Annotated in this window: 15 protein-coding genes; 12 read left to right on the forward strand and 3 right to left on the reverse strand. The window is 47.1% G+C overall.

The annotated features are described in order from the left end of the window. Positions 1-45: 45 nt before the first annotated feature. Complete coding sequence (gor, locus tag MGMO_RS04000; protein WP_023493748.1) at positions 46-1,398, reverse strand: glutathione-disulfide reductase; 1,353 nt, start codon at positions 1,396-1,398, stop codon at positions 46-48. Between the two features lie 67 nt (positions 1,399-1,465). Further along, the gene (locus MGMO_RS04005; protein WP_023493749.1) at positions 1,466-1,990 is read right to left on the reverse strand and encodes a peroxiredoxin; all 525 of its coding nucleotides are present in this window, start codon (positions 1,988-1,990) and stop codon (positions 1,466-1,468) included. Between the two features lie 176 nt (positions 1,991-2,166). Between MGMO_RS04005 and MGMO_RS04010 the strand changes: the two genes are divergently transcribed. Together MGMO_RS04010 and MGMO_RS04015 are read left to right on the forward strand one after the other, a co-directional pair. After that, a complete protein-coding gene (locus MGMO_RS04010; protein WP_023493750.1) occupies positions 2,167-3,048 on the forward strand; it encodes a LysR substrate-binding domain-containing protein in 882 nt (293 codons plus the stop codon). Positions 3,049-3,600: 552 nt separating this feature from the next. Next, entirely contained in the window at positions 3,601-5,580 is a 1,980-nt protein-coding gene (locus MGMO_RS04015) for a dynamin family protein (protein ID WP_023493751.1), read from the forward strand. A 27-nt stretch (positions 5,581-5,607) separates the two neighbouring features. Here the strand turns inward: MGMO_RS04015 and truD are convergent, their stop codons facing one another. Next, a complete protein-coding gene (gene truD / locus MGMO_RS04020; RefSeq protein WP_023493752.1) occupies positions 5,608-6,645 on the reverse strand; it encodes a tRNA pseudouridine(13) synthase TruD in 1,038 nt (345 codons plus the stop codon). Between the two features lie 163 nt (positions 6,646-6,808). On the opposite strand from truD, the gene MGMO_RS04025 reads away from it, so the two are divergent. The 10 genes from MGMO_RS04025 (at position 6,809) to MGMO_RS04070 (ending at position 15,547) form a co-directional block, all read left to right on the forward strand. Next, on the forward strand, positions 6,809-7,594 hold the full coding sequence (locus MGMO_RS04025; RefSeq protein WP_036306807.1) for a lysophospholipid acyltransferase family protein: 786 nt from the start codon (positions 6,809-6,811) through the stop codon (positions 7,592-7,594). Next, positions 7,572-7,832, forward strand: a complete 261-nt coding sequence (locus tag MGMO_RS04030; protein WP_023493754.1) for a phosphopantetheine-binding protein — start codon at positions 7,572-7,574, stop codon at positions 7,830-7,832. Before MGMO_RS04025 ends, MGMO_RS04030 begins: the two co-directional genes overlap by 23 nt. Positions 7,833-7,839: 7 nt before the next feature. Next, complete coding sequence (locus tag MGMO_RS04035; protein ID WP_023493755.1) at positions 7,840-8,088, forward strand: acyl carrier protein; 249 nt, start codon at positions 7,840-7,842, stop codon at positions 8,086-8,088. After that, complete coding sequence (locus tag MGMO_RS04040) at positions 8,088-8,639, forward strand: COG4648 family protein (protein WP_023493756.1); 552 nt, start codon at positions 8,088-8,090, stop codon at positions 8,637-8,639. The genes MGMO_RS04035 and MGMO_RS04040 overlap by 1 nt, the downstream gene beginning before the upstream one ends. Continuing rightward, positions 8,629-10,341 carry an ApeI family dehydratase gene (locus tag MGMO_RS04045; protein WP_023493757.1) on the forward strand — a complete coding sequence of 571 codons (1,713 nt, stop codon included), beginning with the start codon at positions 8,629-8,631 and terminating at the stop codon, positions 10,339-10,341. The genes MGMO_RS04040 and MGMO_RS04045 overlap by 11 nt, the downstream gene beginning before the upstream one ends. Next, a complete protein-coding gene (locus MGMO_RS04050) occupies positions 10,338-11,072 on the forward strand; it encodes a glycosyltransferase family 2 protein (RefSeq protein ID WP_023493758.1) in 735 nt (244 codons plus the stop codon). The genes MGMO_RS04045 and MGMO_RS04050 overlap by 4 nt, the downstream gene beginning before the upstream one ends. Then, positions 11,069-12,010, forward strand: a complete 942-nt coding sequence (locus MGMO_RS04055) for an LpxL/LpxP family acyltransferase (RefSeq protein ID WP_023493759.1) — start codon at positions 11,069-11,071, stop codon at positions 12,008-12,010. The genes MGMO_RS04050 and MGMO_RS04055 overlap by 4 nt, the downstream gene beginning before the upstream one ends. After that, positions 12,003-13,535 (forward strand): HAL/PAL/TAL family ammonia-lyase, encoded by a 1,533-nt coding sequence (locus tag MGMO_RS04060; protein WP_023493760.1) that lies wholly within the window; start codon positions 12,003-12,005, stop codon positions 13,533-13,535. Before MGMO_RS04055 ends, MGMO_RS04060 begins: the two co-directional genes overlap by 8 nt. Further along, positions 13,525-13,947: an acyl-CoA thioesterase gene (locus MGMO_RS04065; RefSeq protein ID WP_023493761.1), complete on the forward strand. Its 423-nt coding sequence runs from the start codon at positions 13,525-13,527 to the stop codon at positions 13,945-13,947. The genes MGMO_RS04060 and MGMO_RS04065 overlap by 11 nt, the downstream gene beginning before the upstream one ends. Before the next feature lie 79 nt (positions 13,948-14,026). Next, a complete protein-coding gene (locus MGMO_RS04070) occupies positions 14,027-15,547 on the forward strand; it encodes a phytoene desaturase family protein (protein WP_051383959.1) in 1,521 nt (506 codons plus the stop codon). Positions 15,548-15,700: the final 153 nt, after the last annotated feature.

The raw sequence follows: 15,700 nt of genomic DNA on the forward strand, positions 1-15,700 counted from the left end.
TGTTAAACGTGGATTTTCATGCGCAATCCACGATGCTGTTGTTGATTACTGCTGTGGTGTGCGCATCGTGACAAACTCTTCAGCAGCCGTGGGGTGTATGCCAATCGTCGAATCAAAAACCGCCTTGGTCGCTCCTGCCCGGATCGCTACTGCCATGCCTTGGATGATTTCTCCGGCATCCGCTCCAACCATGTGCAATCCTAAGACTTTATCGTTATTGCGGTTAACCACCATTTTCATCAGCGTTTTTTCACCAAGCCCGGATAAAGTGTGTTTCATCGGGGTAAATACTGATCGGTAAATATCAATTTCTGGGTGTCGTTTTCTGGCCTCGCTTTCGGTCAAACCGACGGTACCAATATTCGGCTGGCTGAATACGGCGGTCGGGATGTTGTCGTAATCTACGAATGTCGGTTGATTGGTATAGCATTGGCTCACGAATGCCATGGCTTCTGCGGTGGCTACCGGTGTCAGGTTGTAACGATTAGCAACATCACCCAAGGCATAGATCGATGGGATGCTGGTTTGATAGTGCCGATCAACCTTGACGGCACCGCTTGCCTCCATTTCGACGCCTAGCTCTTCCAACCTTAAGCCTGCTGTATTCGGCCTTCTGCCGGTCGCGTATAAAACCAGGTCGGCCTTGATGGTTTGACCTTGATTGGTATGGGCAACGAAACCGCTAGCGTTTTGTTCAATGCAACTGATTTCGGTGTTCAAGCGGATGTCGATACCCTTTTTTACCATTTCTTGTGCAACAAAATCCCGCACGTCATCGTCAAAGCCGCGCAACAGCTTATCGCCACGATAACTCAGGGTCGTCTTGACCCCAAGCCCATGCATGATGCCGGCAAATTCCACGGCAATATAGCCGCCGCCGACAATCAATATTCGTTCAGGCAAGGTTTCCAAAGCAAACATTTCGTTCGAAGTGACGACAAATTCTTTGCCAGGAATATCGGGTACAGAAGGTTGAGCTCCAGTTGCGATGAGGATACGTCCACAATGGAAGTGTCTTTCGCCGATGACTACGGTATGGTCATCTATTATCTGGGCTTGCCCCGTAATGACCTGTACCCCGGAATTGACGAGCAAGCCTTCGTAAATACCTTGCAGCCGATGGATTTCACGGTTTTTCTGCGCCAATAATCGTGACCAATCGAATTGCGGTTCCGAGACCGACCAACCAAAACCTTTGGCAGCAGCAAAATCCTCACGGAAATGGGACGCATAAACGAACAGTTTTTTGGGTACGCAACCCACATTGACGCACGTACCGCCAAGGTACTGACTTTCAGCTATGGCAACCCGCAAACCTAAGCCAGCGGCCATGCGCGCAGCGCGAACGCCGCCAGAGCCCGCACCAATAACAAACAAGTCGACATCGTACTCAGACATTTGAATTTAATCCTATTGTAAAGTTAAGGTCGGGCAGTTTTAAAAACTGCCCGACCAACCTGGGAACTCAACGTTGTTTCAAATAATCAAGCATGGTATCCGCATCGCTAACGGTGAACGGATCTTCCGGATGATTATCGGATTGCCCCGGTTCACTGAACAATTTGACGATCCGACCATCTTCAACCAACATCGCATAACGCCAGGAACGGTAGCCGAAGCCCAAATTTTCCTTTTTCACCAGCATACCCATGCCGCGCGTAAAATCGCCATTGCCATCCGGCAGCATTTTGACGTGCTGGATGCCAAGATGCTTGCCCCACTGGAACATAGTGAAAGCATCATTTACGCTCAAGCAGTACACCTCATCCACACCTTGGGCAATGATGTCCTGGTATTTTGCATCGTAACCCGGCAAATGGGTGCTTGAGCATGTGGGGGTAAAAGCGCCGGGTAAAGCAACGATGACCACCGTTTTGCCTTTAAAAATATCGTCCGAGGATACATCCTGCCAACGAAACGGGTTGTTGCCGCCGATGCTTTCGTCGCGGACACGGGTTTTGAATACGACATTAGGGACAAAGTTAGCCATGAGAGTTCTCCAGTTTTTGGTTTAAGTTAGTCAGGGCAACCTTAACTATGATGCTATTTGCCCCTTTCTTGAATCGGTTTTGATTCAATGCAGGGATAGTCTATCGACAATCTTTTGCAATTGACATTCGATTGTTTTTATAATAACGATAGAGGTTATCTATTTTTAGGGGCGAGATGAATCTCAGAGATTTACATTATTTGGTTGCGGTTGCCGACCTGCGTAGCTTTGTACAAGCAGCAGAGCGCTGTTATATCAGCCAACCAACCTTAAGCATGCAGATTAAGAAGCTGGAAGAAAGCTTGGGTGTCCAGATTTTCGAACGCACCAATAAAAAAGTGCTTCCCACTGAAATAGGTGAACACATCATTGCATCGGCACGGCGGATTTTACAAGAAATCGATATCATCAAGGAATTGGCGGAAACCGCCAAGGATGCTTTGTCAGGCAATTTAAGGCTCGGCGCATTTCCTACTTTGTCCCCTTATCTTTTCCCGCAGTTAGTGGCTTTAATCAAACAGGCATTGCCACGGATTCGGTTGATTTTGGTTGAGGAAAAAACGGACGATCTGATACAACAATTAAAAAGCGGGACTTTAGATGTGGCGTTATTGGCTTTACCGATAAGTGAAGATTTTTTGGAATCCACTGCATTATTTGATGACGCATTTTTGTTGGCGGTGCAAAGCGATCATTCACTCGCCGCAAAATCCATTATCGGACAGTCGGATTTGAGTGGACAGCAATTGTTGCTGCTCGATGAAGGCCATTGTCTGCGTGGGCAAGCATTGCAAGTCTGTCAAATCAACGGGGCTGATGAGCAGCAGGATGTGCGGGCCACCGGTTTAGAAACGCTTAGGCAGATGGTAATTGCTGGAACCGGCATGACATTTATGCCGCGAATAGCCATTCGCGAATATTCCGCCGGTATCCGATATATTCCGTTTGAAGAACCTGTTCCAAAACGGACTATCGGCTTGGTCTGGCGTAAAACCAGTACTCGTGGTGTTTTGATTAATGAATTAAAAAGACTGGTTCAGCAAGCGGCAAGCGTATAAAAAGCCTACTGAAGGAATTCCAAAAATGCTTTTGATTGAACTGCCAAAAAACCTGAGCCCTTAGCTTACCGTCTGCCAATGCGGCCAGTTTTCTTGTCCTTGGGGCGGATATGGCCGTTCACATAAGCCCCTTCCCTATTTGGGCTTCGCCTTAGCCATCGAGTTGGTGTTTCATCAACGATTCACGAATCTTGTGCGACAACGCAAACACTGTCTCGTACGGCACGCCTAAATCGTGTCCAAGCTGCAACGCGGAAAGGCTCTTAACTGCATTGGCATAGACGGCAATCGCAACCAGATATAACTAAGGTAGGCATTGTGAATGCACCGTTTGATATGCAGAGTAGGGCCTTATAACCATGTTTTTTCAGTTGCTACATAATTCCGGTCAACAAATAAAATATTACACTTGATGCGTCATTATCGTAACGGGCGGTGACAAAGCAATTGAAATAGCAAACTAAAATCAATTGGCTATACTTCAATAAAACTGTCATTTTGATTGCCACAAATATCCAGAGAATATTAAGGGGATGGGTTTGAAGCTCAACTATGGAAAACAATAGTTTCGAAGAAAACATGCTCAGCTTTGATCGCTGGCGGGGACAGTTGCAGCAGGCTATTGAAACTTATCACGCTTGGCGCAAGCAGTATGGGCTTAGCGATGTCAGCGACAGTGCCAGCATGTTAAAGGTTAAGCAAACCCTTATGGCCGACAGGATTACGCTTGCCTTTGTGGCGGAATTTTCGCGCGGCAAAACCGAGTTGATCAATGCGCTATTTTTTAGCCAAACAGGCGTAAGGTTATTGCCTTCTTCACCGGGACGCACAACCATGTGCCCGACTGAATTGTTTTATGATGCTAACGAAGCCAGTTATATCCGCCTGTTGGATATTGAAAGCCGTTTGGACGATGCCTCACTTGATGCCCTCAAAGAACAGAAAGACCGTTGGGTACATTTGGATCTCGATTGTGATTCCATGTTGCAAATGCAAACGGCATTTAAAGAATTACATGCGGAAAAGCAAGTTTCCATAAACGATGCCGTAAAACTGGGTTTATTTAATGAAGAAGAGTATTCAAAGACACTGAGGGGAAACGCCGATACGGTTGAAATTCCTCGCTGGCGGCATGCTTTGGTTAATTTCCCTCATCCGTTGCTTAAAAAGGGTTTGACCATCCTTGATACGCCTGGCCTAAATGCGTTGGGTTCGGAACCGGAATTAACGCTCAATATGTTGCCCAATGCCCAAGCCATTGTATTTTTGGTTGCTGCCGATACGGGTGTTACCAAAAGCGATATGGGTATTTGGTGCGACCACATTGCCAAAACGAGCAAGCAAGGCCGTGCCGTCGTATTGAACAAAATTGATACGTTTTGGGACGATCTTTTAAGCAGTGACGACGAGTACCAGGATGCCATTAACGCCCAATTGTCCAGTGTCGCAAAATTATTAAATATCAGCGCTGATGTCATTTTTCCGGTTTCCGCAAAACAGGCATTGATTGCCAAAATCAGGGGAGATGCTGACCTGTTGAAAAGAAGCCGTATAGCTGGGTTTGAGGCCTACCTTTCCCAGTGCATTTTCCAGCAACGCCAAGCTCTACTGATGGACATGGTCGTCAGGGAGATAGGTTTTCTTTTCAGGGAGTCCGTCAATTTGATTGAATTCCAATATTCGCGGGCAAGGGATCAACTTCAGGAGTTTAAGCAATTGGATGTCGTAAATCGTGAATTGATCGGTCAGTTGATTCAGGACACCCAGGACGAACAGGTTGCCTATTTTGAAAACCTTGCCGCATTTAAAAAAAGCCGCAAAGAATTTACGATGCTCCAGAAAAAATTAGTCAATTCAATGTCCCAAAAAAAAGTCGATGCCTTGATTATGCAGGGTGGCTTGGAGATGATGAAGAGCCTGAGTACCTATGGCATGAAACAATGCATGCGGAAATTATTTGATGATTTGCGGAATTTGCTTCAAGAAACCGTGATGTTGACCTTGGAAACACAAGTTTTGGTGCGGACCATTTATAAACAATTTCACGATGAACACGGCTTTCAGGTAATCGAGCCACGGCTGTTTTCAATTGCACAATACCATGCTGAACTCGATCAATTATTCGATGCAAGCGAAGTGTTTCGTTTAAGCACGCAAGTTACCCTTATGGAACAGAGTGTGGTGGTAAAAAAACTGTACAATACACTGCTGATACAAGCCCGGACAATTTTAGGAAACGCCCATGAAGATGCCTTAAAGTGGGGCAGGAATGTCATGTCGCCTTTGGCTTACCAAATCATGGGATATAAAAGGCAAATCGAAACTCGCCTTGCCGTCTTGAACTCCTTGATGAAATCAAAGGATAGCCTTCACGAAAATCTCGATAAACTGGAGCAGGATTTGTTGGTCATTTTGAACCAGCGCAATGCGTTAGATAGCATAATAAAGAAGATCGAAGGGGAGTCCTCACTATTTTCGGATTCCCTTACGCCGATTGTCGCTATTAATGACCGGCGAAAAACCAGTGCATAAGGCACAAGGTATTGGGGCTGTATCAATTTACGAAAAACTGGGATTCTTTGTCCCTATTATTTCCCGTAACACCGAAGTGGCGTAACTGCCAGTCGGCAGGGTGAAGCTGAGCTGCAAAGTCTCTTGATTGCTGAATTGCCATTCCAGATTGTCCACGTTAACCCTTAGGGTGCGCCGGGCTTTTTCCACCCCACTGTCAACCAAGCCCTGGGCCAGCCCGTCATAACCATCAATAATCTTCTGCTCAATGGAGAGTGCGTCTGCTGATACGTCAATTTCGCCCTTACCCCATAACACGCCTGTTGGATGGATGATCTTAGCTTCCAGTCGGCGCAGAATTTCAACATCCGGCAACTGCGATTTAAAACTGCTATGCGAACAGTCGAACATAAAGGTATCTCCGGGAAGTCCGCGGTTCCAGTTTCCTGCGGCAACCCGTTCGCTAAGGATTCTATTGAACAAATACGAACGTGCGGCAGATAAATATAGGCTGCGTTGTTCTCGACCGACTTTCGTGCCGTTGAACATCGCCAAGGCTTTGTTGACATTTTGCCCCTGGTTGCCAAAGCGTTGTTCCCCGTAGTAGTTGGCAATGCCGTTGGCTTTCATTAACGATAATTGCCCCATGGTTTTCGCTCGATCGCCTTGCCAGCCACGAATGATGATTTTAAAACTATTGCCCGACAAGGCGCCGCGTTTTAGTTTTCGGGCATGACGAACGGTATGCAATACTTTCAGGATGTCGTTTTCAAATGCCATCCAGTCCGGTTCAGGTTGACGGGGTAACCAGACGCTGAACCATTGGGTCGTTACGGCATGGCGGTCTTTAAGTCCCGCATAACCAATATCACGCTGCCGCACATTGGCAAATCGAGCCAATTGCCTGGCGACATAGTCGGTGTTTTCGCCCGTTTTTTGTATCTGCAAGAAAACATGCTCCCCGCTGCCGACCGGTTCAAAAGCAAGATTTTCATACACGATGAAATCTTCCGGTACGGTACGGATGTTGCCGACACCGGAAGGCAAGCCATAGACATAAGGCCAAATGGGAATTTCTAAAGTCATCAAAGTACAGGTTGATTGTTTTTATTTAATTTGGGCAAGTCGCAAAAATACCTCGCCCTTTACGCAAGGTCTCCGGCAGTGATGCCATTAAGTTAAGCAAAGGCATCCAAAATTGGCGATAATCTAGCAACTTTTAATGGGCAGTCATCGCAAGACGGCAAAAATGAAAAAACAACTTGATTATTACTGGCGCTTGTTTGCAACTGGGCTGAGTTTTAGTGTTTTTGGGGCCGGCGGTTTTTTGTTATGGGTTGTCGTATTTCCTATCCTTAATATGATTCCTGATAGCCCGGCCAAGAAAAGGCTGCGGGCGCAAAAGTGCGTTCATTACAGTTTTTATCTGTTTATCGGCCTAATGCACAGGATTGGCATTATGACGTATGAAATTAATGGCCTGGAAAAATTAAACCGACCCGGTCAGCTCATTTTGGCAAATCATCCCACTTTGATTGATATTGTATTTTTACTCAGCAGGATTCCCTATGCCAGTTGCATAGTCAAAAAAAAATTATGCCATAACCCTTGCATGAAAGGGCCGATTGTCAACGCAGGCTATATCAGCAACGAAGATCCCGAAAAAATGATCAACACCTGCTCGGATTATTTGAAATCCGGCGGCATCATGATTATTTTTCCAGAAAGCACCCGGACCATACCCAATGCCGACTATAAATTTCAACGCGGTGCGGCGGCGATTGCATTGCAATCTGGCGCAGTGGTTACGCCGGTTACGATACATTGTACTCCCAGCACATTAACCAAATCGGAAAAATGGTATCAAATACCTGAAAGGCGGTTTCATTTGTCGATGACGGTGGGGGAAGATATGGTGTTGGATGATTTTCAGGCGATAATGCCTAGGAGTATTGCAGTACGTCGGTTCAACCGCTATTTACAAGATTATTTTAGTCAACAACGGAGACGCAATGAGTATTGCCCTGGAAAATGAATTAAAACAACTGATTATTGATACATTGGCCTTAGAGGATTTGACTGTTGCCAATTTTGATAGCCAGGAAGCTTTATTCAATGGAGGTATTGAATTGGATTCAATCGACGCTCTTGAATTGGGGCTGGCCATACGGAAAAAATATGATGTCCGTATTGATGCAGAAACAGACGATGTAGAAAAAATCTTCGCATCAGTGGCTAAATTAGCTGAATTTATTGAAGCCAAACGGGCTTGAGGGAAGCATGAATAATCGCGATGAGATCTTGGACAGTATCAAGAAAATCATGATGGAGATGTTTGAAATTGAAGAAAGCCAAGTGACTTTGGAAGCGCGCCTGTACGAAGACTTGGATTTTGACAGTATCGATGCGGTAGATATGATCGTGAAATTGAAAGAACTCACGGGGCGGGAAGTCAAGCCTGAAGATTTTAAAGCGGCACGGACGGTAAGCGATGTGGTTGAAGCGATAGTCAAACTGATGAATGCCTGATGTTCCGATTGTTAAACGGTATTATCGGTTTTGTCATGTTTTTGTATCCCTTAGCGGTCTATTTAGGCATTCAAACGCTGCAACCCTGGAAAATTTCAGCCGCTTTGCTAGTGATATTGCTGGTTCGGCTTTGTTTGTTCCCTGCTGATAAGCAATGGGGTCGGGTGTTGATTGGGGTTGGTGCTTTATATTTCCTCTTTGCCGTATGGGATAACAGCGCATTAAGTTTGCGCTTGTATCCGGTCGTGGTGAACCTTTGCTTATTCTTATTGTTTGCGGTTAGCTTGGCATATCCGCCACCCGCTATTGAACGCTTGGCGCGTTTGCAACATCCCAACTTATCGGCCCAAGGCGTCAGCTATACCCGAAAAGTGACGTATATCTGGAGCGCATTTTTTATCGTCAATGCTTCGATTGCCGCTGGAACGGCTTTGTGGGCCAATTTTTTCTGGTGGAGCCTTTACAACGGTTGCATTGCATACTTACTGATTGGCTTGTTGATGGGGATTGAATACTTGGTGCGTATCAGGATGCTGCCACATGAACATTGAATCAGGACGGATGCCACTTTCGCAGTGTGCCTTGGGACGCGCGCCTTCAGTAGCCATTGCACAGCATCAAGGGCAGCGGATAGGCCGTGTTGATTTTAGCCGGGATGTGGCGAACAAGGCGGCTGTTTTAATACGGCAGCCTGAAATGGATTATGCCTTATACTGCGACCAGGCTTACCCCTTTGCCGTTATGCTGTTTGCGTTGTGGCATGCCGGTAAGTCTGTCTGGGTTGCCGCCAATAACCGACCCGCAACGGCTGAAAAATTGCTGCAACAAGGTTGCGTTTTACTGGGTGATTGGCCTATGGGAAAGGCAATGTTATTGCCGAGCTTGTCCAGTACTGAAGGTACAATGACGTTATCGGAATTAGATTTAAGGCGGTCATGTTTAACGCTTTTTACGTCCGGGTCGACAGGGATTCCGCAAGCCATCCCCAAAGAGTTATGGCAATTGCAATGCGAAGTTGACGGCTTGGAGCAACAATGGGGCACTGAATTGGCGGGGTCACAAGCGTTGGCGACTGTCAGCCATCAGCATATCTATGGCTTGTTATTTCGGGTGCTGTGGCCGTTGGCGACTGGCCGATGTTTCCATAGCCAAATCTATCTCAGCCCAGAATCGCTATTAAAATCCGCACAAGGGCAATCCTCGTATTGGGTGGCCAGTCCTGCCCAGTTAAAAAGGCTCGATGAAGAATTGACCCCCTGGTCAGAACTAAGCCGCTTGAAAGCCATTTTTAGTTCTGGAGGCACAATAGACTTGGCTGTCGCCCGATTTGTCGAGCGCCATTGCAGTCAGCGATTGATTGATATTTATGGCAGTTCTGAAACGGGCGGCATCGCTTGGCGCAAGCCAGTAGCTGATGAACGCTGGTTGCCTTTCCCTGGCGTTAATATCGCACCCACTGCCGAGCAACAGTACTTGTTAACATCGCCTTATCTGCCTTCGGGCACACCGTATTTGTTGAATGACCGCCTTGAGATGGATGAGGATGGTCGGTTTAGGCTTTTAGGCCGAAGCGACCGTATCGTAAAAATAGAAGAAAAACGCTTATCGTTGGACGAAATGGAGCAGGTATTACAGCAGTCTGATTGGGTACAGCAAGCCTATTGCCAATCTTGGAATGATAAGCGGGTGCGGATTGCAAGCGTGATAGTTTTGACGGCACAAGGCCTGGATTATTTGATGCAAGAAGGTCGAGGCAGTTTAATCAAACAGCTTAGGTATCAGCTCCTGGATAGTTTTGAAACCGTTGTGCTGCCCAAAAAGTGGTTGTTCATCGACCAATTGCCGTTGTCGGCCCAAGGAAAAATTGACCATGAAAAAATAAATGGATTGTTGTCCTTGGATAGTCGGCTATTTCCGCAACTTCAGTTTTTCAGCCAAAAGGATAGCTGTGTGGAATTGTCGTTACGGGTGCAAGCCGACTTGCCTTATTTTTCCGGTCATTTCCCCGGCCAGCCCATTTTACCCGGTGTTGCCCAACTGGCTTGGGTAGAAAAGTATGGCAAACTGTTTTTTCCCATCACACGGCCTTTTTCGAGCATGGAAGTCATTAAGTTTAAAAAGATCATCCGGCCTGATGATAAACTGACACTTCAACTAAGGTGGAATGAAAGCGGCGGCAAGTTGTATTTCGACTTTAGCAGCCCTATCGAATCGCACAGTTCAGGCAGGCTGTTGTACGGCGTTGAGAAATGAAAACCTGTATCATCATTCCGGTGTACAACCACCATGAGGCTATTGGACAGGTGATTGAGGCACTGCGACAATTTAATTTACCTTGTTTGTTGATTAATGACGGCAGTTCCGCGCAGTGTACGTCAGAATTAAGGCGACTAGCCGAAAAAGAAAAACAATGGGTCGTCTTGCGTGAACGGACCCGAAACGGCGGTAAAGGGGCAGCGGTCATCACGGGATTTCAGTTGGCGATAAGCAATGGTTTTACCCACGCCATTCAACTGGATGCTGACGGGCAACATTGTTTGGATGACATTAAGCTTTTTTTGTCCGCCAGCACCGCAAACCCCGATATGTTGATTCTGGGTGTGCCCCACTATGATGGCAGCGTTCCGAAAAAAAGATTGTATGGCCGCGAATTCACTAATCTGTGGATTTGGATCAACACCTTGTCTTTTGATATTAAGGACGGGATGTGCGGCTTTCGGTGTTATCCGCTTGCTGCTGTCGATAAGCTATTGCAATCAACGGCATTAGGGCAGCACATGGATTTTGATATTGACATTGCCGTGCGCTTACATTGGCAAGGCATAGGGATTGTCAATATTGCCACAGATGTGAAATATCCTCTGGATGGCGTTTCCCATTTCAGGATGCTGCAAGACAATCTGCTGATTTCCAAAAAACATGCCCAATTGTTTCTGGGCATGTTGTGGCGCTTACCGATCCTTTTACTAAGGCATTGGCAATGAAGCACTGGGCGCGGTTTGAAGAAAGAGGCATCATCTGGGGAATGCAGTTGCTGTTAAAAGTATATCTGTTGCTCGGACGACAGGTTTTACAGTTTTTTTTATATCCCGTGGTTAGCTATTATTGGTTGATTAATCGGTCAGGACGGAAAGCCAGTCGCCAATATCTGCAAAGGGTGTCGGCCTATTTGTCTGAACAGGGCTTGCCCGAACAGGAGTTACACGGGTCTTTGTACGATAGCTATCGGCATTTTGTCAGTTTTTCCAATGCCCTTATTGATAAATTGGCGGTTTGGAGTGGTTCAATAACCCTGCAAGATGTTGAATATAGGGGGCGCGAGGCTATTGTTGAGCATTTTAGGCAAGGCCATGGTTTATTGATACTGGGCTCCCATCTTGGCAACACGGAGGTGTTACGGGCTATTGCCAGTTTACGCAAGGATGTGGTGACGGTGAATGTATTGGTCCATACTAAACATGCCCAAAAATTTAATGCCTTATTAAACCGCCATGCTAGCTCCAACCGTATAAACCTGATTCAAGTGACAAACACAAACGCGGCAACCGCGATGATGTTGCAGGACAAGATTGATGCCGGCGAATTGGTGGTGATTGCGGCGGACAGGACACCCGTGACTGGGCAAAACCGCGTTTCAAGTGCTATCTTTTTGGGGTATCCCGCCCTGTTTCCGCAAGGGCCATTCATATTGGCTGCCTTACTTAAATGCCCGGTCTACACCTTGTTTTGCTTGAAGCATCAACAGCGGCACAAAATTTATTTTGATTGGTTTAGTGACGGGTTAATCCTGCCCCGAAAACACCGGGAAGCAGCCCTAGAAAGCTATGTCCAAGCGTATGCCGACCGATTACAACACTATTGCTTAAAAGAACCACTGCAATGGTTCAATTTCTATGATTTCTGGCAGGCTGGCAATGACTGAAAACACCGTCCTGGTCAATGGGGACAGATTGACTATTGAAGATATATGCCACCTCGCAAACCAGACGAAAGCCCTACAATTAAGCGATGCCGTGAACTTCAGGGACAGGATCGATAAGGGCGCCCTGTTTGTCAATAAACTGCTCCGGGAAGAAGGTGTGGTTTATGGGATTACCACAGGGTACGGCGATTCGTGTACTGTGCCTATTCCCTTGGAATATGTCGCTGACTTGCCCCGTAATCTTTATACTTTCCATGGCTGCGGCCTAGGGACTCATTTTGATCGGGTACAGACGCGGGCGATTATGGCAGTGCGTATCAATAGCTTGGCGCAAGGATTTTCAGGGGTGCGTTATCAATTATTGCTACAGATAAGTCAATTACTCAAACACGACATCCTGCCTTTAATTCCGCAAGAAGGTTCCGTCGGCGCAAGCGGCGATTTAACGCCCTTGTCTTATCTGGCGGCGGTAGTGGCGGGCGAGAGGGAAGTCTGGTATCAAGGGCAAATACAATCGGCTGAAACCGTTTTTAACGCATTGACCATTGCGCCGCTCAAATTGAACCCGAAGGAGGGTTTGGCGATCATGAACGGGACGGCGGTCATGACTGCCCTGGCCTGTTTGGCGTATCAACGCGCCGCTTATTTATCCCAATTGAGTACCCGTATCACCAGCCTAGTTTCAGTTGCGCTATTGGGCAATGCCGGACATTTTGATGAAAGCTTATTCTCCGTTAAGCCGCATGAGGGACAAATCAAGGTAGCCAGACGTATCCGGGAAGATTTGTCCGTTGTCGGCCAAGCCTCCCGAAATGATGCCCGTTTGCAAGATCGTTATTCCTTGCGTTGTGCGCCGCATGTTATTGGCGTATTGGAAGATGCCTTGCCTTGGTTTCGTCAGTTTATTGAAAATGAGCTGAATAGCGCGAACGACAATCCTATTATCGACGCGGAGCATGAGCGCGTACTGCATGGCGGACATTTTTACGGTGGCCATATCGCCTTCGCAATGGATAGCTTGAAAACCGTTGTGGCAAATTTGGCCGACCTGATAGATAGGCAAATGGCGCAACTGGTTGACCCTAAGTTTAACCATGGCTTACCCGCCAATCTTTCGGGCGCAAAAGGCGAACAAGCGATGCTAAATCACGGTTTTAAAGCCGTGCAGATTGCCGTTTCCGCATGGACGGCGGAAGCCTTGAAATTGACGATGCCCGCAAGTGTGTTCTCCCGTTCCACAGAATGCCATAACCAGGATAAGGTGAGCATGGGGACCATTGCCGCGCGTGATTGTATACGGGTGCTTGAGTTGACGGAGCAGGTGGCTGCCGCCGTGCTGATAGCGGCAGTACAGGCGGTCGAGCTGCGGAGCGAGGGTCAGCCGCTCAGTGCCAACTTAAACATGACCTTGTCGCAAGTCAGGGAGCATGTCCCATTTTTGGAGGCAGACCGGGCTTTGGAACAAGCTTTGCGGCTTTGCCTGCAACTGATACGCGACCAGCACTGGAGCTTGTATGGGCCCTAGTATTGTGAGCTCCGAAACCGAAATTGATGTGCCGTTTTTTGATGTTGATTTAATGGAAATTGTCTGGCACGGGCATTACGCCAAATATTTTGAAATGGCGCGGTGCGACCTGCTGGATAAAATTGATTACGGCTACATGAAAATGCGTGCTTCGGGTTATAGCTGGCCGATCATTGATCTCCGCATACGCTATGCTAAGCCGCTTAAATTCAGGCAGAAAATCATTGTCCAAGCCTACCTAATTGAATGGCAGAATCGCCTGAAGATCAACTATCAAATTATTGATAAAGAATCTCGCCAACGGTTGGCTCGGGGTTACACGTCCCAGGTTGCCATCGACATGGCAACCCGTGAAATGTGTTATGAAACGCCCACGATATTATGGGAAAAGCTGGGATTGCAAAAACCATGAGCCATGAACCCTCAGTTGGCTACGACAACTATGATTGGAGAAACCGCACGCCCGGATGCGACCAACTGGAGATTCTAGGTTGAACCACTATGATGTCATTGTCATTGGTAGCGGCATCGGTGGGCTAACTACGGCTGCATTGTTGTCCAAGGCCGGAAAATCAGTCATTGTGCTGGAAGCCCATGACCGTCCTGGTGGTTATGCACATGGCTTTAAACGGAAAAAATACCAGTTTGATGCCGGGGTGCATTTAATCAGCGGTTGCGAGCCGCAGGGTTATCGGGGTGGCCAAGTGATTTATAAGGTATTGAACGCACTGGGGGTTATCGATGAGATTGAATTTGTTAAGATCGACCCGTTCAGTCATGTCTATTATCCGGGACTCAACATTGTCCTGCCGCAGTCGATAGAAGCATTTACGGCAACGCTGGCGCAACACTACCCAGAAGAACGGCAGGGATTGGAAAATTTGACCCGATTATGCTTGCAGGTAACGGAAGAAGTGGCGCTGGCCAATGAAATGATGTCAAGCAGCGACTTTGACGCCATTTACCGGGTAATGCCGACATTATGCCAATACCGTAAATCAACCCTCAGTGAAGTCATGGACAAATTTATCCACGACCCTAAATTACGTGGGGTTTTTGCCACTTTGTGGCCTTATCTGGGATTACCGCCTACAAAAGTGTCCTTTATTTATTGGGCTTCCATGTTGATGAGTTATATGGTCGATGGGGCTTATTATTGCAAGGGCAGCTTCCAGGAATTGGCCAACGTGCTGGTCAAGGGTATTAGGCAACAAGGCGGTATTGTCAGGTTTCGCTCGCCCGTTCAAAAGATAGTCATCGAGGAAGGCCGGGTGTCGGGTATTGTGCTAAAAGACGCCTATGTCTATGCACCCGTAGTGATTTCCAATGCAGATATGCGTCAGACGGTATTTGACTTGGTTGGCGAGCGCTATTTCCCAGATCGTTATGTGCAAAAAATCAAAAATTTACAGCATTCCCTGTCCATCTTTGTGGTTTATATAGCGACGAGTTTGGATTTGGTTAAGTTGAATATGAGTTATGAATCGTTCTGTTACCGCGATTTTGACCATGACCTGAATTTTGAACGGACATCGGCAGGAGAAGTGTCATGGATCAGCATCACTGCGCCGACATTGGTTGACTCAGGACTTGCCCCGGCAGGCGAACATTTACTGGTGCTGACTACATTGTTGCCTTACGGTATCAAGGATTCCTGGGAACAAGCCAAGCAAGGCTATATGGATACGATGTTAGAAATCGCAGGACAATATATTCCCGGTTTAAAGCGGCACATTAACTTTATTGAAGGTGGATCGCCGACAACCATGCAGCGCTACACGCAAAATTATCAAGGGGCTGCCTATGGCTGGGATGTGATGCCCGCCCAAACCGATCCAACTCGCGTCAAGAATGCTTCACCGGTCAGTGGTTTATATTTCGCAGGGCATTGGTGTTCTCCCGGTTGTGGCGTGTATGGTGTGAGCGTGTCAGGGATGCAGGCAGCACAGAAGGTTTTGGGCATAAAAAAACCCTCGGAGCTTTGGCAGGAGATGTCTACTGTGGCTAAGTAATTGTCAACCCACTTTAGCCCTGATAGTATGCGCGTAGGACGTTATAGGGAAAAGAGGGAATCCATTTTTGCAAGACCCAAAAAATGTCAACACCTGGATTAAGGTTTTTATCGTACCCAAACTATAAGAAGATATCTTAACTGAAGAGGAGTG

It is taken from the genome of Methyloglobulus morosus KoM1, assembly GCF_000496735.2.
In the GTDB taxonomy this organism is placed as follows: domain Bacteria; phylum Pseudomonadota; class Gammaproteobacteria; order Methylococcales; family Methylomonadaceae; genus Methyloglobulus; species Methyloglobulus morosus.